Source organism: Colwellia sp. SU-HH00943, assembly GCF_057546125.1.
This window is the reverse complement of the sequence record NZ_BAAJLW010000004.1, coordinates 199,705-223,100: the sequence shown is the minus strand read 5'-3', so window position 1 is coordinate 223,100 and position 23,396 is coordinate 199,705. Positions and strand designations below refer to the sequence as shown.

20 protein-coding genes are annotated in these 23,396 nt (G+C 39.8%); 18 read left to right on the top strand and 2 right to left on the bottom strand.

Features of this window, described 5'->3' with window-relative positions:
• The first annotated feature begins 21 nt into the window (after positions 1–21).
• From rsmH to lpxC, 15 genes are all read left to right on the top strand, one after another.
• Positions 22–972, top strand: a complete 951-nt coding sequence (gene rsmH / locus AC27GZ_RS12635; RefSeq protein ID WP_487095546.1) for a 16S rRNA (cytosine(1402)-N(4))-methyltransferase RsmH — start codon at positions 22–24, stop codon at positions 970–972.
• 2 nt (positions 973–974) lie between these two features.
• A complete protein-coding gene (gene ftsL, locus AC27GZ_RS12630; RefSeq protein WP_487095544.1) occupies positions 975–1,304 on the top strand; it encodes a cell division protein FtsL in 330 nt (109 codons plus the stop codon).
• A 61-nt stretch (positions 1,305–1,365) separates the two neighbouring features.
• Positions 1,366–3,129: a peptidoglycan D,D-transpeptidase FtsI family protein gene (locus AC27GZ_RS12625; RefSeq protein WP_487095543.1), complete on the top strand. Its 1,764-nt coding sequence runs from the start codon at positions 1,366–1,368 to the stop codon at positions 3,127–3,129.
• Entirely contained in the window at positions 3,122–4,717 is a 1,596-nt protein-coding gene (locus AC27GZ_RS12620; RefSeq protein ID WP_487095542.1) for a UDP-N-acetylmuramoyl-L-alanyl-D-glutamate--2,6-diaminopimelate ligase, read from the top strand. Before AC27GZ_RS12625 ends, AC27GZ_RS12620 begins: the two co-directional genes overlap by 8 nt.
• Positions 4,714–6,219, top strand: coding sequence for a UDP-N-acetylmuramoyl-tripeptide--D-alanyl-D-alanine ligase (locus tag AC27GZ_RS12615; protein ID WP_487095540.1), 1,506 nt, complete (start codon positions 4,714–4,716; stop codon positions 6,217–6,219). The genes AC27GZ_RS12620 and AC27GZ_RS12615 overlap by 4 nt, the downstream gene beginning before the upstream one ends.
• On the top strand, positions 6,219–7,298 hold the full coding sequence (mraY, locus tag AC27GZ_RS12610) for a phospho-N-acetylmuramoyl-pentapeptide-transferase (RefSeq protein WP_487095538.1): 1,080 nt from the start codon (positions 6,219–6,221) through the stop codon (positions 7,296–7,298). The genes AC27GZ_RS12615 and mraY overlap by 1 nt, the downstream gene beginning before the upstream one ends.
• A 36-nt stretch (positions 7,299–7,334) precedes the next feature.
• Positions 7,335–8,795, top strand: coding sequence for a UDP-N-acetylmuramoyl-L-alanine--D-glutamate ligase (gene murD / locus AC27GZ_RS12605; RefSeq protein ID WP_487095536.1), 1,461 nt, complete (start codon positions 7,335–7,337; stop codon positions 8,793–8,795).
• A 37-nt stretch (positions 8,796–8,832) separates the two neighbouring features.
• Positions 8,833–10,035 carry a cell division protein FtsW gene (gene ftsW, locus AC27GZ_RS12600; RefSeq protein ID WP_487095848.1) on the top strand — a complete coding sequence of 401 codons (1,203 nt, stop codon included), beginning with the start codon at positions 8,833–8,835 and terminating at the stop codon, positions 10,033–10,035.
• The gene (gene murG / locus AC27GZ_RS12595; RefSeq protein WP_487095535.1) at positions 10,032–11,180 is read left to right on the top strand and encodes an undecaprenyldiphospho-muramoylpentapeptide beta-N-acetylglucosaminyltransferase; all 1,149 of its coding nucleotides are present in this window, start codon (positions 10,032–10,034) and stop codon (positions 11,178–11,180) included. The genes ftsW and murG overlap by 4 nt, the downstream gene beginning before the upstream one ends.
• A 14-nt stretch (positions 11,181–11,194) precedes the next feature.
• Positions 11,195–12,640: a UDP-N-acetylmuramate--L-alanine ligase gene (murC, locus tag AC27GZ_RS12590; RefSeq protein WP_487095533.1), complete on the top strand. Its 1,446-nt coding sequence runs from the start codon at positions 11,195–11,197 to the stop codon at positions 12,638–12,640.
• A 2-nt stretch (positions 12,641–12,642) separates the two neighbouring features.
• Positions 12,643–13,581: a D-alanine--D-alanine ligase gene (locus AC27GZ_RS12585; protein ID WP_487095531.1), complete on the top strand. Its 939-nt coding sequence runs from the start codon at positions 12,643–12,645 to the stop codon at positions 13,579–13,581.
• Positions 13,582–13,590: 9 nt separating this feature from the next.
• The gene (locus tag AC27GZ_RS12580; RefSeq protein ID WP_487095530.1) at positions 13,591–14,478 is read left to right on the top strand and encodes a cell division protein FtsQ/DivIB; all 888 of its coding nucleotides are present in this window, start codon (positions 13,591–13,593) and stop codon (positions 14,476–14,478) included.
• Positions 14,471–15,706: a cell division protein FtsA gene (gene ftsA / locus AC27GZ_RS12575; RefSeq protein WP_487095529.1), complete on the top strand. Its 1,236-nt coding sequence runs from the start codon at positions 14,471–14,473 to the stop codon at positions 15,704–15,706. The genes AC27GZ_RS12580 and ftsA overlap by 8 nt, the downstream gene beginning before the upstream one ends.
• 93 nt (positions 15,707–15,799) lie before the next feature.
• The gene (gene ftsZ / locus AC27GZ_RS12570) at positions 15,800–16,963 is read left to right on the top strand and encodes a cell division protein FtsZ (RefSeq protein WP_487095527.1); all 1,164 of its coding nucleotides are present in this window, start codon (positions 15,800–15,802) and stop codon (positions 16,961–16,963) included.
• Between the two features lie 263 nt (positions 16,964–17,226).
• Positions 17,227–18,147 carry a UDP-3-O-acyl-N-acetylglucosamine deacetylase gene (lpxC, locus tag AC27GZ_RS12565; RefSeq protein ID WP_487095526.1) on the top strand — a complete coding sequence of 307 codons (921 nt, stop codon included), beginning with the start codon at positions 17,227–17,229 and terminating at the stop codon, positions 18,145–18,147.
• A 137-nt stretch (positions 18,148–18,284) separates the two neighbouring features.
• Here lpxC and AC27GZ_RS12560 read toward each other — a convergent pair whose 3' ends face one another.
• The gene (locus AC27GZ_RS12560; RefSeq protein WP_487095524.1) at positions 18,285–18,764 is read right to left on the bottom strand and encodes a DUF721 domain-containing protein; all 480 of its coding nucleotides are present in this window, start codon (positions 18,762–18,764) and stop codon (positions 18,285–18,287) included.
• 78 nt (positions 18,765–18,842) lie between these two features.
• Here AC27GZ_RS12560 and AC27GZ_RS12555 point away from each other — a divergent pair, with 78 nt between their 5' ends.
• From AC27GZ_RS12555 to mutT, 3 genes are all read left to right on the top strand, one after another.
• Positions 18,843–19,778 (top strand): peptidoglycan DD-metalloendopeptidase family protein, encoded by a 936-nt coding sequence (locus AC27GZ_RS12555; RefSeq protein ID WP_487095523.1) that lies wholly within the window; start codon positions 18,843–18,845, stop codon positions 19,776–19,778.
• A gap of 58 nt (positions 19,779–19,836) precedes the next feature.
• Positions 19,837–22,533, top strand: a complete 2,697-nt coding sequence (secA, locus tag AC27GZ_RS12550; RefSeq protein ID WP_487095522.1) for a preprotein translocase subunit SecA — start codon at positions 19,837–19,839, stop codon at positions 22,531–22,533.
• A 93-nt stretch (positions 22,534–22,626) separates the two neighbouring features.
• Complete coding sequence (gene mutT, locus AC27GZ_RS12545) at positions 22,627–23,034, top strand: 8-oxo-dGTP diphosphatase MutT (RefSeq protein ID WP_487095521.1); 408 nt, start codon at positions 22,627–22,629, stop codon at positions 23,032–23,034.
• Positions 23,035–23,054: 20 nt separating this feature from the next.
• Here mutT and yacG read toward each other — a convergent pair whose 3' ends face one another.
• Complete coding sequence (gene yacG, locus AC27GZ_RS12540; protein WP_487095520.1) at positions 23,055–23,291, bottom strand: DNA gyrase inhibitor YacG; 237 nt, start codon at positions 23,289–23,291, stop codon at positions 23,055–23,057.
• Positions 23,292–23,396: the final 105 nt, after the last annotated feature.

Sequence of the window (23,396 nt, the reverse complement as noted above, 5' to 3'; positions counted from 1 at the left end):
TAAGAGTATTAAAATAACAATATGGAATTAGATAAAACACACATCTCTGTTTTATTAAATGAGGCAGTGGCTGGTTTAAATATCAACCCCGACGGCATTTATATCGACTGTACTTTTGGTCGCGGCGGTCACTCGAGTCTAATTCTATCTAACTTATCAGCCAAAGGGCGATTAATAGCGATTGATCGTGATCCTACTGCTATAGCCGCGGCGGAAAAATTTAGTAATGACCCACGTTTTCATATTGAACATCAAGGTTTTGCGCATTTAGCTGATATTGCTCAAAACCACGAATTAACCGGCAAAGTTGACGGTATTCTACTGGATTTAGGCGTATCTTCACCTCAGTTGGACGAAGCTGAACGTGGTTTTAGCTTTATGAATGATGGCCCATTAGATATGCGTATGGACACCACGCGTGGACAAACCGCAGCTGAGTGGATTGCCGTTGCAGATGTAGAAGACATTACCTGGGTTTTAAGAACCTTCGGTGAAGAAAAACATGCATGGCGCATTGCCAATGCGATTGTTGATGCACGTGAGGAAACGCCTTTCACTCGTACTAGTCAGCTTGCGAAACTAATTAAAACAACTGCGCCACAGCGCGAAATCAAAAAACATCCTGCTACGCGCAGTTTTCAAGCGATTCGCATGTACATCAACAGTGAATTAGAGCAAATAGAGAAAGCATTAGCCGCATCACTAGAAGTATTAAATGAAGGTGGCCGGTTAGTTGTGATTAGTTTTCATTCGCTTGAAGATCGCCTAGTAAAACAATTTATGAAAAAGCATTCACAAGGAAAAAAAGTGCCTCGTGGTTTGCCAGTGAGTGAAGCAGAGTTAAATAAAGGTAAGAAATTACAGTTAATAGGTAAAAAATTAAAACCTAGTAAAACTGAAGTAGCAGAAAATATACGCTCACGTAGCTCAGTGTTACGTATTGCGCAGCGATTAGAAAAACGTGCTGATTAGTGATGCCAAGGCAAACAGTACCATCACGTAAAAAGGTGTTAGCCGTTGATATATGGCATGACATTTTACGCTATTTTGTCAGTTATGTATTACTTGTAATGGTTGTTGTTTCTGCGTTTTCAGTAATTTATTACACGCATTTGAATAGACAAACTACCAGTGAGTTGGAGTTGTTATTAACTGAGCGAGATGAGTTAGATATTGAATGGCGAAACCTGTTGTTAGAACAGAACTCTTTGGCAGAACATAGCGCGATAGAGAGTAAAGCAAAAAAATTACTGAATATGAAAAGGCCAGACGCTAGTTCAGAAATAATTATTACCTTGAAGTAGCATCAAAAAAGACTGTTAAGTAGAAAAACAAAAATACAATGAGTCGTAAGTGAGTAAAAGCGTGAGCAAAAAAGCAAGCAACCGCAGTAGTCAACAAACAACAACCGCATGGCGTTACTATGTAGTGCTGGTTATTGTTGCCTTGATTTATGCTGGGCTTTTAGCACGCAGTGCTTATATTCAAATTATTGAACCTGACATGTTGAAAAAACAAGGGGATATGCGCTCATTAAGAACGGCGGCTAAAACCGTACAACGTGGTTCTATTGTTGATAGAAATGGTGACGAACTTGCCATTAGCGTACCGGTTGAAACGGTTTGGGCTGATCCGAAAGTAATCATGGATAACAATGCTCTTGCTATGACGGAACATTGGAAAGCCTTAGCAGATGTATTAGGACAAGATGTTAATAAATTAACAACGCGTGTAGTACGTAATCCTAGAAAACGTTTTACCTACCTTGAACGTAAAATATCCCCTGCGATGGCTAACTATATTCGTGAATTAAAAATTCCGGGTATACACCTTCGTAAAGAGTCTAAACGCTTTTATCCAACGGGTGAAATCAGTGCGCATGTAGTGGGTTTTACCAATGTTGATGATAAAGGCATTGAAGGTGTTGAACGGGTTTATGATCAACTGCTTACCGGCAAAGGCGGTGCGAAGCGTTTTAGAAAAGATGCGAAAGGTCGAAAAATTGAAATCTTATCTGAAGAAGTTGCTCAAGCAGCTCAAGATGTGACACTGACTATTGATCAACGTATTCAAGCCATTGCTTATAAAGAATTAAAAGGTGCGGTTCAAGCATTTAAAGCAACCTCTGGCTCAGTGGTAGTGGCTGATATTCATACCGGTGAAATTTTGGCGATGACCAATAGCCCATCATATAACCCGAATAATCGCAGTAACACTGCTATTCATCGTTTTAGAAATCGTGCAATTACCGATATTTATGAACCCGGTTCTACCATGAAACCCTTAACCGCGTTAACGGCGTTAGAATTTGGCTCGGCTCAAACCAATACTGTTATTGATACGAACCCCGGCTGGATGCGTTTGGGTGGCAGACGTGTGAACGATCCGATTAATCGCGGAAAATTATCGATAGAAGATATCTTAGTGACTTCTTCAAACATGGGTACTACAAAACTTGCTTTGTCAGTTCCAAAAACATTCTTACTTGATAAATTCTTTGATGCTGGGTTTGCTGATAGTACTGGCACAGATTTAATTGGCGAAAGCTCAGGTATGATGCATGACAGACAGCGTTGGTCAAAGTTTGAATTGGCGACACTTTCATGGGGTTATGGCTTAGCAATTACACCTATGCAATTAGCTAGATTTTATGCCACGTTAGCAAATGGCGGTATTAAAAGAGAATTAACTATTGTCAAAAGAGATAAGTCACCTGAAGGTGAGCGCGTATTCTCTGAAGAAAACTCTCAAGCTATCACACATATGTTAGAAGCGGTTGTTGAAGATCAAGTTCAAAAAGCTAAAGTTGATGGTTATCGTGTTGGCGGTAAAACGGGTACTTCTTTTAAAGCTGTTGCAGGTGGTTATGGTAATGATTATGTAGGGCTTTTCGCTGGCGTTGCGCCAATTTCAGATCCGAAAGTGGTTGTGGTTGTGGTGATAAATGATCCCGGTGGCGACCTGTATCATGGTGGTGAAGTAGCTGCGCCCGTATTTTCACGGGTGATGAAAGGCGCTTTACGCGTGCTTAATGTTGCCCCTGATGATGGCGAAAGGTTAGTGCAAGGTAAAGATACACAAAACCTAATGAAGCCTAAAGCGATAATCAAGGAGGCGAATAATGTCTAAGCCTCTTGTCGCCTCATTAATACAAGTATTAAGTAAGTTTGATATAAGTTTGCCAACAGAGCTTAGCTTTATCGAGCCTTATGGAAAGTTAACTAATGACAGCCGTTTAATTGAGAACGGAGATATATTTTGCGCCATTATTGGCCAAGCGCAAGACGGTCGTCAATATATCGAAACGGCTATTGAGCAAGGTGCAAGTTTAGTTATAAGTGAGTGTGAACAGCAAGATCAACATGGCAAAATTAGTGTTGTTGATTCTGCAAAGAATCAGGTGGCTGTAGTTAGCTTTTATCAACTAAATAATAAGCTTTTTGAGCTTACTAGTGATTTTTATCAAGCACCACAAACTAAAATGACCATGATAGGCATTACAGGAACTAATGGTAAAACGAGTACTAGCCAGTTGCTAGGTCAGGTGTTAACTCAGTGTCAGCAACCTTGTGCCATTATCGGCACTAACGGTGCAGGTATTATTGCTAATCAAAATGAGCTTTGTTTGACAGAGCTTGCAAACACAACACCCAGTGCGACTGATTTAATGCAGTTTTTTTATGATTTTAATGAACAAGGTGCAACTCATCTTGTCATGGAAGTTTCTTCTCACGCACTTGAACAAAAGCGTATTAATGGTGATGTGTTTGATATTGCGGTCTTCACCAATTTAAGTCGAGATCATCTAGATTATCATGGCTCTATGGCTGATTATGCCAAAGCAAAAAGGCAACTATTCACGCATTCAGAACAACAAATTGCCGTTTTAAATGGTGATGACAGCCAAGCACAAGCATGGTTAAAAAATTGGCCTAACCCTGAAAATCTTTGGCTTTATGGCAGAGGTAAACATATTTGCCAACACCACAAATTTGTAACCTGCCAACAAGTACGTCACCACAGTCAGGGCGTGGAATTTACTCTTGAAACTCACTTAGGCAATGTTGACATCGAAAGCTCATTACTGGGTGATTTCAATATTGATAACTTACTCGCGGTGATAAGTGTTTTATTGATTGAGCAATTCTCATTAACTGTGATTGCCGAGAAAATTAAGCAGCTAAAAGCGGTTTCCGGACGCATGGAAAGCTTCTCTGAGTCAGCGATAAATAGCACCAAAGCAACAGCTGTTGTCGATTATGCCCATACGCCCGATGCATTAGAAAAAGCACTAATCGCTTGTCGTCAACATTGTCAGGGCAAACTTTATGTGGTTTTTGGTTGTGGTGGCGACAGAGACAAAGGTAAGCGACCTTTAATGGCTCAAGCGGCAGAAGCACATGCAGATTATTTGGTAGTTACCAGTGATAATCCTCGCACTGAAGCGCCGATGAGTATTATTGAAGACATTGTTGCAGGTCTGTCGAATAAAGCCGCCGAAAATGCAACTGTGATAGAAAACAGACAACAAGCAGTGCTAACAACGTTAGCGAAAGCTCAAAAAAATGATGTGGTATTGCTTGCAGGAAAAGGTCATGAAGATTATCTCATCATCGGCCAAGAAAAAATTGCTTATAACGAGCGAGAAGTTGTGAAGAAATTTTTTACTGATATGAGAGCGCAACAGTCGATTACGCAACTAGGTGAACAAGCATGATAGAACTTGATTTAACAAGCTTAGCCTCAGCGGCAAAGGGTCAGTTAGTTTGTGATCAATGTTTAACAACATTATCAGTGAATAATATTGTCACTGATTCTCGTGCGCTTAGTGCTAATACAACTTCAGGCAATGAAGCAACGACGGCATTTTTAGCGTTAAAGGGGCCCAACTTTGATGGTCACCGTTTTGCTGAGCAAGTCATTGCTGAGGGGTGCCAAGTACTGATTGTTGATCATCAAGTTTCCGATGTTGATACCAGTAAAGTTGCTCAAATAGTTGTTGATGATACGCGTATCGCACTAGGAAAAATCGGTGCGTATGTTAAAGCTCAGGTTGCACCAAAAACGGTTGGCATTACCGGTAGTAGTGGTAAAACAACCGTAAAAGAAATGCTCGCCGCTATTTTATCTCGCTTAGGAAAGGTATTAGCAACAGACGGTAACTTTAATAACGATATTGGTGTGCCACTGACATTATTGCGTTTATCTCATGATGATGATTTTGCCGTGATTGAAATGGGCGCTAACCATATTGGTGAAATTGCGTATACCACGGAATTAGTAAAACCAGATGTTGCCATGATTAACAATATTGCCGCCGCACATTTAGAAGGTTTTGGTGATTTATGTGGTGTTGCCCGTGCTAAAGGAGAAATCTTTTCAGGCTTAGGTGATGGTGGTATTGCTTTGTACAATAAAGATACCCAATACACGAGCAAATGGCAGTGGCGTTTAACCGACAAAAAAGTTGGTACCTTTTCATGTTTAAAGGGCAGTAATGCTGATGTACATAGTAGCAATGTGAGATTAGACGGAAATGGCTGTGCCAGTTTCAATCTACAAACCCCGATTGGAGCATGTGACATTAAGTTACCTGTTCCGGGTCAGCACAATGTCTGTAATGCTGTTGCAGCAGCTTCTGCTGCGATTGAATGTGGTGCAAGTTTAGCTGATATTCGCCTTGGTTTAGCTGAAATGGCACCGGTAAAAGGACGTTTAAATATACATCAATTAGGTGGAAATTTACGCTTAATTGATGATACCTATAATGCCAATGTTGAGTCGATTAAAGCGGCTATTGCTTTATTAGCAAATTATGCAGGCCAACGTTTTTTAGTGTTAGGTGATATGGCGGAATTAGGCAGTGATGCTAGAAGCTATCACCAAGAAGTGGGTGAGTATGCGAAAGAAAAAGGTATTGATGTGCTCTTTACCTTAGGTGTATTAAGTCAAAACACCAGTGATGGTTTTGCGCGAAATAATACCGCTATTAGTGAACACTTCAGCGATAAGACAGCTCTTTCTGCCAAGCTTTACACCTTATTAGATGCGCAATTAAGTCAAACTCAAATAGAAAATAACAGCTGCCAAATTTTGGTAAAAGGTTCACGTAGCGCGCATATGGAGTATGTCGTTGAAGATATTATTCGTTGGCACAAAAACTTTGAAGAAGAAAAATCAAGCCAACTTAACAACTCTAATAAGCAGGACAACTCATAATGTTACATTGGTTAGCGGAATATTTAACCCAATACTATACGGCGTTTAACGTATTTTCTTACTTAACGTTTCGCGCCATTGTTAGTACGTTAACGGCGTTATTTATTTCACTATATTTTGGCCCCAAGTTGATTCGTTATTTGCAAAAAATGCAAATCGGTCAAACCGTACGTGATGATGGCCCAGAAAGTCATTTATCAAAATCAGGTACGCCAACAATGGGCGGGCTACTTATTTTAGCCTCCATTGTTTTTAGTGTTTTATTGTGGGGCGATTTAGGTAATACCTACGTTTGGGTAGTGTTATTTGTTGTGGTGAGTTTTGGCTTAATCGGTTTTGTTGATGACTACCGTAAAGTTATTCGTAAAGACTCAAACGGGCTAATTGCCAAGTGGAAGTATTTTTGGCAAACCGTTGCAGGCCTAGCGACCGCGATCTTTTTGTATCAAATTTCACACCCTGATCAAACCTTTTTGCTGATACCGTTTATTAAAGATGTGATGCCGCAATTAGGCGTGTTTTATATTGTCATGACTTACTTTGTGATCGTTGGAACCAGTAACGCAGTTAATTTAACTGATGGTTTAGACGGTTTAGCCATTGTGCCAACTATTATGGTTGCTGGCGCTTTTGCTCTTTTTGCTTACGTTACCGGTAATGTCAACTTTTCAAGTTATTTGAATATTCCTTATATCAGTATGACCAGTGAGTTAGTGATTGTTTGTACTGCTATTGTTGGTGGTGGCTTAGGCTTTTTATGGTTTAACACTTATCCTGCGCAAGTATTTATGGGTGATGTAGGTTCATTAGCTTTAGGCGCTGCGCTTGGTGTGATAGCCGTATTAGTAAGACAAGAATTAGTTCTGTTTATTATGGGGGGCGTTTTTGTGATAGAAACCGTCTCGGTTATTTTGCAAGTTGGCTCATACAAAATGCGCGGCCAACGCATCTTCCGAATGGCACCCATACACCATCACTATGAGTTAAAAGGTTGGCCAGAGCCAAGAGTGATTGTTCGTTTCTGGATTATTTCATTAATTTTAGTCTTGATTGGTTTAGCGACACTGAAATTAAGATAAGCGCATTTGTGCATAAAAGGGTAGTAAAGAGAAAAAATGACATTGTTATCGGCATTTAAACATAAACAAATACTTGTGCTAGGCGCTGGGCTTACAGGCATGTCCTGTGCGCGCTTTTTAGCATCACAAGGTTTGTGTTTTGCTATTAACGATTCACGTAAAACCCCTTTTGCTGGCAACTACAGTGAACAAGCATTCATTGATGAATTTTCACAAGCAAAATTATCATTAGGAAAGTGGGATGCTGAGTTGATTGCCAGCGCTGACATTATTTTAATTAGCCCAGGTATTGATGCCGCGACTGCTGATATTGCAAATTTTGTGAGTTCTGATTGCCAAGTGATTGGAGATGTTGAGTTATTTTGCCAACTGAATAACCAAAGTGACAACCCAATTGAGATGATAGCTGTGACAGGCTCTAACGGTAAATCTACCGTTGTGTCTTTACTGTATTATCTCGCTAAAAAGCTTGGCATTAATGCCAAGTTAGGCGGCAATATCGGTGAGCCTGTTTTAGATATTTTAACGCAATCTAGTACTGAGCAATTACCTGAGTTATTAATACTTGAATTATCAAGCTTTCAATTAGAAACGTTGAAAAGCATGCAAGCGATGGCCACAACGGTATTAAATGTTAGCGATGACCATTTAGATCGTCATCTAACCATGGCAAATTATCAAGCAATCAAACAAGGTATTTATCCGCAAGGCCTTGTAGCAATTAGCAATCGTGATGATGAAGCTACATCTGTAATCAATAACATGAATAATGCAATCACTACCACTTCTTTTGGCAGTGATGAGCCTACACAAGGACACTTTGGTGTTCGTTTAGTAAGTGAAAAAAATCAGGAAAAAACTGCCTATCTAGCCTTTGGTGAACAAAACTTAATTGCCGTTAACAAATTACCTTTAGCTGGTATGCACAATGCGTTGAATTACCTAGCTGCATTAGCCTTAGCCTATAGTGCTGGTTGGCCGTTACAGGACATGGTGGAAAATCTAGCAGGCTTTACTGGTTTAGCACATCGTTGCCAACGTATTGATAGCAATGATGGTATCACTTGGATAAATGATTCAAAAGCGACGAATGTAGGCGCTACCTTAGCCGCAATTAATGGTTTAGCTCAAACACTAACTGATAGCCAACGTTTATTATTGATTGCGGGTGGAGATGGCAAAGGTGCAGATTTTTCGCCATTAATTACACCTTTATCTCAACATGTCAGTCAGGTGTTCACTCTGGGAAAAGATGGTGGCACGATTAACCAATTAGCCCGTAAGGTGACGCAGTCATCACAAGTTAGCGATTTGAACGCAGCTGTCGAGGGAGCACAGAGAATAGCAAATTCGGGTGATATTGTTTTACTATCGCCAGCTTGCGCTAGCATCGACATGTTTAAAAACTTTGTTGAACGTGGTGAGCAATTTGTTGCTGCGGTACAAAAAGTTGCGATACAAAAAGTAAGTGAGGTTAGTCATGACAGCCTCAACTAACCAAATGAAAGCGCCTATTAGCTTTATTAAGTCACTTATGATGACTATGAGTGGCCATTTAGCCAGTGTCTTTAATGCTCAGAAAAAGCAGGTTAATCACAGTAATGCTATTTTTGATCGAAGCTTTGTGGTTATCGCATTAAGCATGTATATGATCGGACTTATTATGGTGGCTAGCTCGTCCATGCCAGTAGCAGAGCGCTTATTTAATAACCCGTTCCACTTTGTTATTCGCCATGCCATATATATTGTTTTAAGTATGGGAATTGCAGGTGTTGCATTACAAGTGCCAATGTCATGGTGGCAAAAAAATAGTAGTTATCTGCTTATTTTCGGTATTTTGCTATTAGTAACTGTATTACTAATTGGCCGTTCAGTTAATGGCTCAACCCGTTGGATTGTTTTAGGCCCTATTACGGTGCAAGCAGCAGAGCCAGCCAAATTATTCTTCTTCTGTTATTTAGCTGCTTACTTAGTGCGTAGACGTGATCAGGTGATGGAAGACTGGAAAGGTTTTGCAAAACCCTTGGTTGTGTTTGCACTACTAGCTGGTTTGTTACTGAGACAACCTGACTTAGGAACCATCATAGTGATGTTTGTCACTACCTTTGGCTTGCTATTTTTAGCCGGTGCAAAGTTATGGCAATTTATCAGTTTGGCTTCTGTTGGTGTTTTGCTGCTTTCTTTATTAGCTATATTTGAGCCGTATCGCTGGCGCCGAATCACGAGTTTTTTAGATCCATGGCAAGATCCGTTTGGCAGTGGTTATCAGTTAACACAATCATTAATGGCTTATGGTCGAGGAGAAATCTTTGGTCAAGGGCTAGGAAATAGTATTCAAAAGTTAGAATACTTACCAGAAGCGCATACTGACTTTGTTATGGCGGTTTTGGCAGAAGAATTTGGTTTTATTGGTGTTGCAGTCATTTTAGTGTTGAGTATGGTGCTCGTGTATAAAGCGCTTATTTTAGGTAGAAAAGCGCTAGCCAAAGAAAAGTTTTTTGAAGGTTTTTTTGCTTACGCTATTGGTATTTGGATGTGCTTTCAAGCGGCAGTAAATGTTGGCGCGAGTGCAGGAATTGTGCCGACGAAGGGCTTGACTATGCCATTGATTAGTTATGGTGGTAGCTCAATGATTATCATGACCATTGCCGTTGTGGTACTGATTCGTATTGATCATGAGTTGCGTATGCAAAGTATTCAGGCAACCTCTTCTAATACTAGAGGAGATAAGTCATGACCATAGCTCAAGCACCAAAACTACTTGTGATGGCAGGGGGAACTGGCGGTCATATTTTCCCAGGTCTTGCCGTTGCCGATATGCTAAAAGCGCAGGGTTGGCAGATTCATTGGTTAGGTACGCCGGATCGTATGGAAGCGAATATTGTTCCTGAGCATGGTTATGAAATTTCATTTATCAACATCAGTGGTTTGCGTAATAAAGGCTTAATGTCATGGTTAACATTACCCTTTAAATTAATGAATTCACTATGGCAAGGCATACAAGTTATAAAAGCAATCAAACCTGATGTTGTGCTGGGCATGGGTGGATATGCTAGTGCGCCGGGTGGCTTGGCAGCTTGGTTAATGAAGAAGCCTTTAGTGGTTCATGAGCAAAATGCTGCGGCAGGTTTAACTAATCGTTTGTTGAGTAAAATCGCCAGTAAAGTATGCAGTGCTTTTCCTGACGCCTTTCCAAAAGCTTCAGGAAGAAAAATGGCTGTTGAAGTTGTCGGTAACCCGCTAAGGGGGAGTATTGCCTCAGCAAAAACAGATGAAATTGACGATAGCCCCACTGAAAAAACATGCCAAAATATTTTAGTGGTTGGTGGCAGTTTAGGAGCTCAAATATTAAACCAAGTGGTGCCGGAGAGTTTTGCTGCATTAACAGATCAGCAAACTAAAACCTCTTTTAATATTTGGCATCAAACAGGAAAAGATAAACAAGCGCAAGTAGTGGCAGCTTATAAGCAGCATCATTACTCAGCCGAAACAGTAAAGGTGACGGAATTTATCAAAGATATTGCTAGTGCTTATCAATGGGCTGATGTGGTGATATGTCGTGCCGGCGCACTAACTGTATCTGAGTTGGCAATGGCGGGAAAACCAGCTGTTTTTATCCCATTACCGCATGCAGTAGATGATCACCAAACGAAAAATGCTCAATATTTGGTTTCGCGAGGTGGTGCTACCTTGATAAAGCAAAGTGAATTGACGAGCAAAGGTTTAGCAAGCGTATTATTAGGTTTGTTTCAAGATAAACAAACCTTAAGCACTATGGCAAAAGCTGCTTTGGCGGCAGCAGATGTAGATGCAACAAGTAAAGTTGCCCAAATTTGTCAGCAGTTTGTTTCTGCTAACAAATACAATGAAATATCGAGTTAATACAGAGTAATACTATGAGTGTAATAGCAACAAAAAATAGCTTAACAAAAATACCCGAAATGCGTCGTGTTAAACGTATTCATTTTGTTGGTATTGGTGGTGCGGGCATGGGTGGTATTGCTGAAGTGTTACTTAATGAAGGGTATCAAATTTCAGGCTCAGATATTGGTGAAAACCAAGTGGTTAAGAGGTTGTTATCACTTGGCGCTCAAGTACACATTGGTCATGCTACTGAAAATATTGACGGTGCTAGCGTTATCGTGGTTTCAACTGCCATTGATAAAAATAATCCTGAGTTATTGGCGGCAAAGTCTGCCCGTATTCCAGTTGTGCGTCGTGCTGAAATGTTAGCTGAGCTGATGCGTTTTCGCCACGGTATTGCTATCGCGGGTACGCATGGAAAAACTACAACCACTAGCTTAATTGCCAGTATATTCGCACAAGGGCAATTAGACCCTACTTTTGTGATTGGTGGTTTACTTAACAGTGCAGGTACGAATGCGCGTTTAGGAAGTAGTCGTTACTTGGTAGCAGAAGCTGATGAAAGTGATGCGTCATTTTTACACCTTCAGCCAATGGTGTCAGTCATCACGAATATCGATGCTGATCATATGGAAACTTACCAAGGTGATTTTGAAAAGCTAAAAGATACTTATATTGAGTTTTTACACAATTTACCTTTCTACGGTTTGGCTGTGGTTTGTATTGATAATCCAGTTGTACGTGAGTTATTACCACGTATCAGCCGCCAGGTCATTACCTATGGTTTTTCAGAAGATGCGGATATACGCGCCGTAAATTATCAGCAAGATGGTGGTGTGAGTTATTTCACCGTTGAAATTGATGGTCAACCTCCGCTGGATATGAGTGTTAATTTACCAGGGCAACATAATGTATTAAATGCCCTAGCTGGGGTTGCTGTGGCGAAAGATGAAGGTATTTCAGATGAAGCCATTTGTCAGGCATTAACTGAGTTTGCTGGTATTGGACGTCGTTTTGAGCAGTTAGCTGACTTAAGTACACCGGCTGGAGAAATGGTGTTGGTGGATGATTATGGTCATCATCCAAGCGAAGTTAAAGCCACTATTTTAGCTATGCGTACCGGTTGGCCTGATAAGCGTTTAGTGATGGTATTTCAACCTCATCGCTACTCACGAACCCGTGACTTATATGAAGATTTTGTCGAAGTTTTATCAGAAGTTGATTGTTTGTTATTACTGGATGTTTATGCTGCAGGAGAAGCGCCTGTTGCTTCAGCTGATAGTAAAAGTTTAGCGCGTTCTATACGCCAACGAGGTCAAGTTGAGCCGATATATGTGAGCGATGTTGAAAAACTTCCGGAATTATTAGCAGCACAATTACAAGATAACGATATGGTGATTACCCAAGGCGCTGGCAATATCGGTGCGGTAGCCAGAACGTTATCAAGTAATAGCTTATTGCAAGTGAAAAAGGTTTAGAAATGAATGTTGCAGAGATTAAAAAACAACCGATAGCGGTTTTATATGGTGGTAATTCTGCAGAGCGTGATGTGTCACTTAAATCAGGAGAAGCGGTTGCACAAGGTTTAGAGCAAGCCGGTTTTAATGTTTTATTGATGGATACTAAAGAGCAGCCATTAACTGATCTACTTAAACACAACATAAAGCGAGTGTTTATTGCTCTTCATGGTCGGGGTGGCGAAGATGGTTGCTTACAAGGGGCGCTTGAATCATTAGGTATTGCTTATACCGGTTCAAACGTTTTGGGCTCAGCTTTGTCGATGGATAAAGTGAGAAGTAAGCAAATATTTAAAGCATGTAATTTGCCAACAGCCCCTTTTGCCATTGTGACTAAAGCAGATTTTGAGCAACTTGATGTGGCTGCAGTATTGAATGAGCTCGGTGGAAAAGTCATGGTTAAGCCGGCTCATGAAGGCTCAAGTATTGGCATGGCAATGGCAGATAGCAGTGAAAAGTTGCGAAATGCACTGATTGAAGCTTTTGGTTTTGATGGTGATGTTTTATTAGAGGCTTGGATAGATGGTCCCGAGTATACCGTTGCTATTTTAGGGGACGAAGCGTTACCAGCTATTCATATGGAAACGCCAAGAGAGTTTTATGATTATGAGGCTAAATATCAATCCAATAGTACTCAATATCATTGCCCATGTGGATTACCAGCAGAGCAAGAAGCTGAAATTAAAGGATTATCGCTACAAGCTTTTAAAGCAACTGGCGCTAGTGGTTGGGGTCGTGTAGATATTATGCAGAATCAGCAAGGAGAGTGGCAGATCTTAGAAGTGAACACTGTCCCAGGCATGACACAAACATCCCTTGTGCCGAAAGCGGCCAAGGTACATGGCTTAACGTTTAACGATTTAGTTGAACGTATTGTTTTATTAAGTGTAGAAAACGGTTAAGAGAATTAAATGACTAATAAGCATTCAACAGCACAAAATCAACAAGCATTGGCGTTTGGCCTTGGCTTGGCTTTTTTTGTTGTCGTACTTATTAGTTTGGTTAGTGCTGCGTGGTGGTTATCTCAGCAAATATTTGGTCAAGAAAATTCACCTGTTAACAGTATTAATATCAGTGGTGAAATGCCATATACCCGAGAAGCCGAAGTTATCGCGTCAATGAGTAATATTGACCTTGGCAATTTCTTTGAAGTGGATGTGAATGACATTCAAGCAAAAGTTGCCGCACTACCTTGGGTTTACTCTGTTGCTGTTAGAAAGCAGTGGCCTGATGAAGTGAAAATATATGTGGTAGACCAAACACCTGTAGCGCTGTGGAATGGGGATTTTTTGTTGAATCAATTTGGTAAAGCTTTCCAAGCGGATACCGAGAAGTTGGTAAACCCATTACCGCAATTTTTTGGCCCAGAAGGAAGTGAAATACTTGCTTTAGAAAACTATGGTCATTTAAATGAGTTACTTGAGTATAGTGACCTTGCTATTGATGAGTTAGTGCTCAGTGAGCGCTTTTCTTGGCAACTCACTTTAAATGATGGTGTGATGCTTAATTTAGGGCGTGAAGAGCGTGTTGAGCGCATTCAAAGATTTATGGATGTTTACCCATTAATACAGTCACATATTAAGCAAAACGCTAATGTAAAAAATAATAACAAAAAACCACTAAAACAAGCAGTGGATTATATTGATTTGCGTTATGATACTGGGTTGGCGGTTGGTTGGAAGTCTATACCTGATATAACGTATAAAAAACAAACAGATGGTTGGAAATATCACCATAGTGAAAGCCAAAAAGCTGTAAAAATTAACATAACGAAAAAAGAGCTTAACTTAAATGCCTAAAGTTACTGAAAGAAATTTAGTGGTTGGATTAGATATTGGTACATCCAAAATTTCCGTGGCGGTTGGAGAAATCACTCCTGACCATCAACTAAGTATTGTTGGTGTTGGTAATCAACCAGCGCGAGGCATGGATAAAGGTGGCGTTAACGATCTTAATTTAGTTATTCAATCAATTCAGCGTGCAATTAATGAAGCAGAATTGATGGCTGATTGTCAAATTAGCTCAATCTATTTAGGTATTTCTGGTAAGCATATTAGTTGTCAAAATGAAAATGGCATGGTGCCAATTAATGACAAAGAAGTGATACAAGAAGATGTAGATAATGTTATTCATACCGCGCGTTCTGTACCAATTTCTGCAGAGCGTCGTATGTTACACGTACTACCGCAAGAATATAGTATTGACTGTCAAGATGGTATTAAAAGCCCTATTGGCATGTCAGGTGTGCGTATGGAAGCTAAGGTTCATATTGTGACTTGTGCCAATGACATGGCAAAAAATTTAGTCAAGTGTGTTGAGCGTTGCAACCTAACGGCTGATCAATTGATTTTTTCAGCACTTGCTTCTAGTTATGCCGTGTTAACAGATGATGAAAAAGAGTTAGGAATTTGTGTGGTGGATATGGGCGCAGGCACTATGGATATTTCGGTATTTACTGGTGGAGCATTACGGCATACTGCGGTGATACCTGTTGCGGGTAATCAGGTAACCAGTGATATAGCGAAGATCTTTAGAACGCCACTGAGTCACGCTGAAGAAATTAAAGTGCAATATGCTTGCGCGTTAAAACACTTAGTGAGTATGGAAGAAAGTATAGAAGTACCGAGTGTGGGTGGTCGCCCAGCACGAAGCATGTCTCGACATACTTTATCGGAAGTTGTTGAGCCAAGGTATCATGAATTATTTGAACTGATACAAGAAGAAGTACGAGAAGCAGGTCTTGAAGATCAAATTGCCGCAGGTTATGTACTTACAGGTGGTACGGCGAAAATGGAAGGTGTAGTTGAATTTGCAGAAGAAGTTTTTCAGATGCCAGTACGTCTTGCTAAACCGCTTGCGGTGCAAGGGTTAAAAGAATATATCGATGATCCAAGTTATGCAACAGTGGTTGGTCTATTGCACTATGGATTACAAGCACATGAATCAGGTGTACAAGAACAACATAACTCAGAAGGCGTGACAGGTTTATGGTCTCGACTTCATGCTTGGTTTAAAGGTGAGTTTTAGTAAGCGTTTATTGATAAAAAGCGTATTAATTAATAAAGAAATTTTTAAGTTGGGTTTTTGCCTGACAATTTTAGTAAAAAACGGAGAGAGAAAATGTTTGAACTGATGGAAGACCATAACGAAGAAGCAGTTATAAAGGTCATTGGTGTCGGTGGCGGCGGCGGAAACGCAGTTGAGCACATGGTAAGTCAAACCATTGAAGGTGTTGAGTTTACCACGGCAAATACTGACTCGCAGGCGCTACGTAATTCATCTGCTAATGTAACTTTGCAACTAGGATCTGACGTAACTAAAGGCCTTGGTGCAGGAGCAAACCCTAACATTGGCCGACAAGCTGCAGAAGAAGATAGAGAAACTATCGCGCAAACCTTACAAGGCGCCGATATGATCTTTATTGCTGCTGGCATGGGTGGCGGTACAGGTACTGGTGCAGCGCCTGTCGTTGCAGAAGTAGCAAAAGAAATGGGTATACTGACAGTAGCCGTAGTGACTAAACCTTTCCCATTTGAAGGGAAAAAACGCATGAGCTACGCTGATCAAGGTATTGAAGCTTTAGCTAAAAGTGTCGATTCATTAATCACTATTCCTAATGAAAAACTGTTAAAAGTTTTAGGCCCAGGTACAAGCTTGTTAGATGCTTTTAAAGCAGCGAATAATGTTTTATTAGGTGCTGTTCAAGGTATTGCGGAGTTGATCACTCGTCCAGGCTTAATTAATGTGGATTTTGCTGATGTACGTACTGTGATGTCAGAAATGGGAACAGCGATGATGGGTTCAGGTATTGCATCAGGTGAAGATAGAGCTGAAGAAGCAGCGGAAGCGGCAATCTCAAGTCCATTACTTGAAGATGTTGATTTAGCGGGTGCTCGCGGTATTTTAGTTAATATCACAGCCGGTATGGATATCAGCATTGATGAGTTTGAAACAGTAGGTAATGCTGTAAAAGCTTTTGCTAGTGAAAACGCAACAGTAGTCGTGGGTGCGGTTATTGACCCTGAAATGACAGAAGAATTAAGAGTCACTGTTGTAGCAACAGGTATTGGCGCAGAAAGTAAGCCAGATATAACACTGGTTAACCCTGTACCTATGGTTGAACCTAAGGTTGTTGGAGCAGATTATACCCCTGCAGCAGCACCTCAAACTGAAACTAGTGCAGAGCCAGTTACAATGACAGATAGCAATGTTCAAAAAGTTGCTCATGCTGATTTAGATAATTATTTAGATATTCCAGCATTTTTACGTAAACAGGCTGATTAGTACAAAATACAGTAATAAAATTACATATTGACACTAGTTTGCTATTAATTGTCAGCGTATGCTAAAGGTAACTCCTTTACCACTTAGCTGCACAATGAATAGAAAATAAAGCCGATATTTTGATTTTATTCATTATTTTTGTTACATTGTGCGCCCGCCGAATTTAGGTGGTCTGATTTGTTCACTCTGATTACTAGGAATTACGCCTAGATAAATAGAGAAAAACAAGCAGTAGTGGGCAATAGCGAAGAAGCGAGGCTAATATGATTAAGCAACGTACACTAAAAACAAGCGTTTCAACCGTTGGTGTTGGATTACATAAAGGTGAAAAAGTGCAGGTTACTCTCCGACCTGCGCCTGCAAACACTGGTATTGTATTCCGCCGCGTTGATCTCGATCCTGTGGTTGATATTAAAGCCACACCTGAGGCTGTGGGTGAAACAACATTGTGTACCTGTTTGGTTAATGAGCAACAAGTAAAAATATCAACAGTTGAGCACTTGCTATCAGCCGTTTCAGGCTTAGGCATAGATAATCTAATTATTGATGTTGACGCGCCAGAAGTACCCATTATGGATGGTAGCGCACTTCCGTTTGTCTACTTAATTCAATCAGTTGGTATTGAAACTCAAAATGCTGCAAAACGTTTTATTCGCATTAAGAAAGCCATCCGTGTAGAAGAAGGTGACAAGTGGGCCGAGCTTGTTCCTTATGATGGTTTTAGAGTTAATTTTGCAATTGAATTTGAACACCCTGTTATTGCAACCACTTGTCAAACCATGTCTATGGACTTTTCTAGTTGCTCGTTCATCAAAGAAATAAGTCGTGCTCGTACGTTCGGCTTCATGAAAGATATTGAGTTTCTCCGTTCTCATAATCTTGCTTTAGGTGGCAGTTTAGAAAATGCAATTGTCCTTGATGATTACCGTATGCTTAATAAAAGTGAATTACGGTATGACGATGAGTTTGTTAAGCATAAAATATTAGACGCTATAGGTGATCTTTATATGGGTAGTGCTAGTATTTTAGGTGAATTAAATGCATTTAAATCGGGTCATGGTTTAAATAACATGCTGTTAAGGGAAGTATTCAAGCAGCAGGATGCGTGGGAATGGGTTACATTTGAAGAAGAAAATGCCCCCGCACCAATTGAATACCAAGAAGTTGGTGCAACTGCTTTTTAATTACCACTATAATGAATATGATAAAAAAACCGAGTCGCGACTCGGTTTTTTGATTTATAAAGATAGAAAAACGCTAAGTTTAATATGACCTAATATTTTATTTGGTAAAACTCAACTTGATATTATTTCACCTGACTCTATGGCTTGTTGGCAATACTCGCCAATTTTTCTAATTTCTCTTTTAATCCTTTGGGAGCATTTTCCGCGACCTCAAGTAAGTGTTTTGCCGTATTTTCAGAAATACTTTTGGAAGTGTTACTTGTTGGCTTTTTAGCATAACTGGCTTTTTTAGCGGCTTGTTGGTGCCCGTAAGGATTTACTTTTATGTCAATCTGATTATATTTCCCTTGCGTTTTATCTGATAAAAAACGGCAAATATTATTACGTTCGAACTGTAAACGTTGCCCCCAAACAGGTGACTTTACTTCGATAACTAGCGTATTATTAGTGAAATTACTAATATTGATCGCATCTTCTGGCAGGTCAGGGCATATTTGTCGTACAATGTCGTACAATTGACTCAAAGAGTTGGTTTTTGCCTTGATTTGTGCCAAAGTGCCTGACGTCGAATTAAATAGCGTTGACATATCTTTTGGAGCTTTGGGTTTACGAGCCATACATAGAGCCTGAACTAGAGATTTAGTTAACCTAAACATTAAACATTGTGAGAGTTATCTCACTCAAAGTAACACATTATGAGTTTAACATTACTATACCGCGGAAAAAACGTTAGATTTTCAATGCGCTTAGATAAGCTTTATTGGCTGTCTGCTATATTGGCTTTCGCCCTAATTTCCGGTGTTGTTGTACACTTGATGCTATCATCGGGTGAGCAACCAATAGAAAGTGATTATTTATCAACCCAAGCAATGACTGATAAAAGCATAGTTTTTGATGAAAGCGAACCGTCTTCAGATGAATTACTTGCTTTAAAAAAACAACAACTAACAGCACTAACTGTTAAGCTTGCTGAATTACAATCACAAGTATTGCGCCTTAACGCATTGGGTGAGCGATTAGCAGATAACGCGAATATTCCTGAACAAGAATTTAATTTTCAACAGGCACCACCAAGTGGTGGCCCTTCTGCCATAACAAGTGAAACAGCACAAAAATCATTTGCTCAATTGTTAAGTGAAATTTCAAATTTAGAAGCTTCTTTGAAACACGAAGAAAATCAGTTGCAAATGCTTGAATCTTTAAACTTAGGTCACCATATAGAGAATACGCGCTATTTATCGGGCCGCCCAATCACTAAAGGTTGGTTATCGTCTTATTATGGTATGCGCAAAGACCCTTTTCACGGTCGACCAGCAATGCATAAAGGTATTGATTTTGCGGGTAAAGAAGATGGTGAAATTATTGCCACTGCATCCGGTGTTGTGAGTTGGGCAGATGAACGATATGGCTATGGTCAATTAATAGAAATCAATCATGGCGATGGCTTAAAGACACGATATGGACATAACAAAATGCTACTGGTTAATGTGGGAGATGTTGTTACTAAAGGACAAATCATTGCACGCATGGGTAGCACAGGCCGCTCGACAGGGCCACACGTACACTATGAGATACTGCATAATAATAAACAAATTAATCCGCTTAAGTTTGTTTATCGTAAAGCAAAATAAATTCACCCAGAGTGCAAGATGATTTGCACTAATAATTTCAAAAAATGGTTTAAATAAGATGTTTGTAAAGTTGTTAACAAAAATGTTTGGTAGTCGTAATGACAGATTAATCAAACAAATGCGCAAAGAAGTAAAAAAAATAAATGCCCTAGAGCCAATTCTTGAAGAGTTAAGTGACGAAGAATTAAAAGCCAAAACAGCTGAATTTAAAGAACGTCTTGCCAGTAATGAAACCTTAGAGCAAATTTTACCTGAAGCATTTGCAGTAGTTCGTGAAGCGAGTAAACGTGTTTTTTCAATGCGCCATTTTGATGTGCAAATGATTGGTGGCATGGTACTTAATGATGGAAAAATTGCAGAAATGCGTACTGGTGAAGGTAAAACCCTAACCGCTACTTTGCCATCTTACCTTAATGCACTAACAGGTGAAGGTGTGCATGTCATCACAGTGAATGACTACTTAGCGACTCGTGATGCGGACTGGAGTAGGCCATTATTTGAATTCTTAGGTTTAACCGTAGGTTGTAATATCGCAGGTATGTCGCCACAAGATAAGCAAGCAGCCTATCAGGCAGATATTACCTACGGCACAAACAATGAGTTTGGTTTCGATTATTTACGCGATAATATGGTTTTTTCACCAGAAGAGCGCTCACAGAAGAAATTAAACTTTGCAATTGTCGATGAGGTTGACTCAATATTAATTGATGAAGCACGAACGCCGCTAGTTATTTCAGGTCAAGCAGAAGATAGTTCAGAGTTATATAAAAGCATTAATACCATAGTGCCAACGCTTGAAGTACAAAATGAAGAAGATAAGGACGAAGAAACAGGTCAATCTGAAGATTTTGTTGAAGGTGATTTCACCATTGATGAAAAAGCCAAGCAAATTTATTTAACTGAGCGTGGTCAGATACGTATAGAAGAAATTATGACTGAAAAGGGGCTTCTGGAATCTGGAGATACCTTATTTTCAGCCTCAAATATCACGTTATTGCATCATGTTATGGCAGCGCTACGTGCGCACAAACTGTTCCAAAAAGATGTTGATTATATCGTTAAAGATGGCGAAATTGTCATTGTTGACGAACATACCGGCCGTACAATGGAAGGTCGTCGTTGGTCTGAAGGTTTGCACCAAGCCGTAGAAGCTAAAGAAGGCGTTAATATTCAAAATGAAAACCAAACTTTAGCGTCAATTACTTTCCAAAATTTCTTTAGAATTTATCAAAAACTATCAGGTATGACAGGTACAGCTGATACTGAAGCATTTGAATTCCAGCATATTTACGGTTTAGAGACTGTTATTATCCCAACGCATCGCCCTATGGTGCGTGACGATATGTCGGATTTAATTTACCTTACTGAAGAAGAAAAGTTTGAAGCTATCTTAGAAGACATTAAAGATTGCGTTAAACGTGGTCAGCCAGTGTTAGTGGGTACCATTTCTATTGAAACTTCAGAGTTTTTATCTAACCTGTTAAAGAAATCAAAAATTAAGCACAAAGTACTTAATGCTAAGTTCCATGCTCAGGAGGCTGAAATTGTTGCTGATGCTGGTAAAGAAGGCGCTGTAACCATAGCAACGAATATGGCGGGTCGTGGTACTGATATTGTGTTAGGTGGTAACCTAGATGCCGCTATCGCCAAATTAAAGAACCCTAATGAAGAGCAAATTGAAAAAGTAAAAGCACAATGGAAAATTGATCACGAACGCGTATTAGAGCTAGGTGGTTTAAAGATTGTTGCAACTGAACGTCATGAATCACGTCGAATTGATAACCAGTTGCGTGGTCGCTCAGGTCGTCAAGGTGATGCAGGTGCTACGCGCTTCTACCTTTCAATGGAAGATTCATTAATGCGCATTTTTGCCTCAGAGCGTATTTCTAATATGATGCGTAAGTTGGGGATGGAACGTGGTGAAGCTATTGAACATCCTTGGGTAACACGCAGTATTGAAAATGCACAGCGTAAAGTGGAAGGTCGTAACTTTGATATGCGTAAGCAGCTACTAGAGTATGATGATGTCGCCAATGATCAACGTGGTGTTATTTATGAGCAACGCAATGAATTGCTTGATGAATCAGATATTGCTGATGTTATCGATAATATACGTGGTGATGTAATTAACAGTGTTATTGATACGCATATCCCTCCTCAGTCATTAGATGAAATGTGGGATGTTAATGGCCTTGAAGAGCAACTAAAAGGTGAATTTAATACCGCTTTACCAATTAAACAGTGGTTAGAAGAAGATAAAACACTGCACGAAGAAAGTTTACGTGAAAAAATTATCAGTGAATTTGAACAAGTTTATAAGCATAAAGAGACTGTTGTTGGCGCAGACGTATTACGTCAATTCGAAAAAGCGGTTATGTTGCAAAGCTTAGATTCACACTGGAAAGAACATTTAGCGGCGATGGACCACTTACGTCAAGGTATTGGTTTACGTGCGCACGCTCAGAAAAACCCTAAACAAGAATATAAGCGTGAATCGTTTGAACTATTTACCCAAATGCTTGATAACTTAAAGCTTGATGTGGTGGGTATTTTATCAAAAGTACAAATTCAGGCTGAATCTGATGTTGAAGCGGTTGAAGAGCAACATAGAAAAACAGAAACAGCGAAAGAGTTTCAACACCAAAGTGCTGGTGGAATGGAAGAAAAACCACAAGTACCTCGTGTTGGTCGTAATGAGCCATGTCCTTGTGGCTCAGGTAAAAAATACAAACAATGTCACGGTAAGCTAAGTTAATTTTTTAGCTTTTCTTACCCTTGATTGCCCACCAGTGAAAATTCCATTGGTGGGCTGAAACCTCTCCTATGAATACTTTATTGAAATCCTCTTATGTCTAAATCCGTTCATGTTGCTGTGGGTGTTATTGTTAGCACTAATGAACAGCTTGAAACTAACTATTTCCTAACTAAGAGACTAGAGAGTAGTCATCAAGGTGGCAAATGGGAATTCCCTGGTGGCAAGGTAGAAAAAGGTGAAACGGTCGCTCAGGCGCTTGCTAGAGAGCTTAAGGAAGAGGTCAGTATTGACATACTTTCATGTGTTCCCTTAATTACTATAAACCATGATTATGGCGATAAAAAAGTGTGTTTAGAGGTTTTTATAGTTGATAATTATCATGGCGAACCTAGTGCACAAGAAGAACAGCAGCAAGAAGGCTGGTTTTCATTTCAACAGCTTCAAGCGTTAGATCTCCCTAAAGCTAATGATGCGATTCTTGATAAGTTAAAGTCTGTATAATTATATAAGTAACTTTAAAACTATTCAGGCTCAACAAAAAACTTATTATTCATTAAAAATTCATCTTCTAAGGCGTCAAGCATTTCTTCTGTTAATGGTGTCTTTCCTTGAACTGGTTGGCTGATTTTATGGCCTTCATCAGCCCATTCGCCTAGATCAATTAACTGGCAGCGTTTACTGCAAAATGGTCTAAATTCACTACTGCTTTGCCAAACAACGTCTTTATCACAGGTAGGGCAAGAAACTTTTAAACTCATAATTATTACAAAAATTTATTTAGGATTTCGATATTATAGCTTTATTCAAGAAGACGTGCATTTATTCAAATTATACCAATTGATCATATATTCATTTTGATTGTG

Bases quoted from the DNA above. Each gene is read 5' to 3' on its own strand.
- AC27GZ_RS12580 (WP_487095530.1), top strand. From the start codon at position 13,591: ATGACTAATAAGCATTCAACAGCACAAAATCAACAAGCATTGGCGTTT.
- AC27GZ_RS12560 (WP_487095524.1), bottom strand. From the start codon at position 18,764: ATGGCTCGTAAACCCAAAGCTCCAAAAGATATGTCAACGCTATTTAAT.
- murG (WP_487095535.1), top strand. From the start codon at position 10,032: ATGACCATAGCTCAAGCACCAAAACTACTTGTGATGGCAGGGGGAACT.
- mutT (WP_487095521.1), top strand. From the start codon at position 22,627: ATGTCTAAATCCGTTCATGTTGCTGTGGGTGTTATTGTTAGCACTAAT.
- mraY (WP_487095538.1), top strand. From the start codon at position 6,219: ATGTTACATTGGTTAGCGGAATATTTAACCCAATACTATACGGCGTTT.
- AC27GZ_RS12555 (WP_487095523.1), top strand. From the start codon at position 18,843: ATGAGTTTAACATTACTATACCGCGGAAAAAACGTTAGATTTTCAATG.
- secA (WP_487095522.1), top strand. From the start codon at position 19,837: ATGTTTGTAAAGTTGTTAACAAAAATGTTTGGTAGTCGTAATGACAGA.
- murD (WP_487095536.1), top strand. From the start codon at position 7,335: ATGACATTGTTATCGGCATTTAAACATAAACAAATACTTGTGCTAGGC.
- lpxC (WP_487095526.1), top strand. From the start codon at position 17,227: ATGATTAAGCAACGTACACTAAAAACAAGCGTTTCAACCGTTGGTGTT.
- ftsW (WP_487095848.1), top strand. From the start codon at position 8,833: ATGATGACTATGAGTGGCCATTTAGCCAGTGTCTTTAATGCTCAGAAA.
- AC27GZ_RS12615 (WP_487095540.1), top strand. From the start codon at position 4,714: ATGATAGAACTTGATTTAACAAGCTTAGCCTCAGCGGCAAAGGGTCAG.
- rsmH (WP_487095546.1), top strand. From the start codon at position 22: ATGGAATTAGATAAAACACACATCTCTGTTTTATTAAATGAGGCAGTG.
- ftsZ (WP_487095527.1), top strand. From the start codon at position 15,800: ATGTTTGAACTGATGGAAGACCATAACGAAGAAGCAGTTATAAAGGTC.
- AC27GZ_RS12585 (WP_487095531.1), top strand. From the start codon at position 12,643: ATGAATGTTGCAGAGATTAAAAAACAACCGATAGCGGTTTTATATGGT.
- ftsL (WP_487095544.1), top strand. From the start codon at position 975: ATGCCAAGGCAAACAGTACCATCACGTAAAAAGGTGTTAGCCGTTGAT.
- murC (WP_487095533.1), top strand. From the start codon at position 11,195: ATGAGTGTAATAGCAACAAAAAATAGCTTAACAAAAATACCCGAAATG.
- AC27GZ_RS12620 (WP_487095542.1), top strand. From the start codon at position 3,122: ATGTCTAAGCCTCTTGTCGCCTCATTAATACAAGTATTAAGTAAGTTT.
- ftsA (WP_487095529.1), top strand. From the start codon at position 14,471: ATGCCTAAAGTTACTGAAAGAAATTTAGTGGTTGGATTAGATATTGGT.
- yacG (WP_487095520.1), bottom strand. From the start codon at position 23,291: ATGAGTTTAAAAGTTTCTTGCCCTACCTGTGATAAAGACGTTGTTTGG.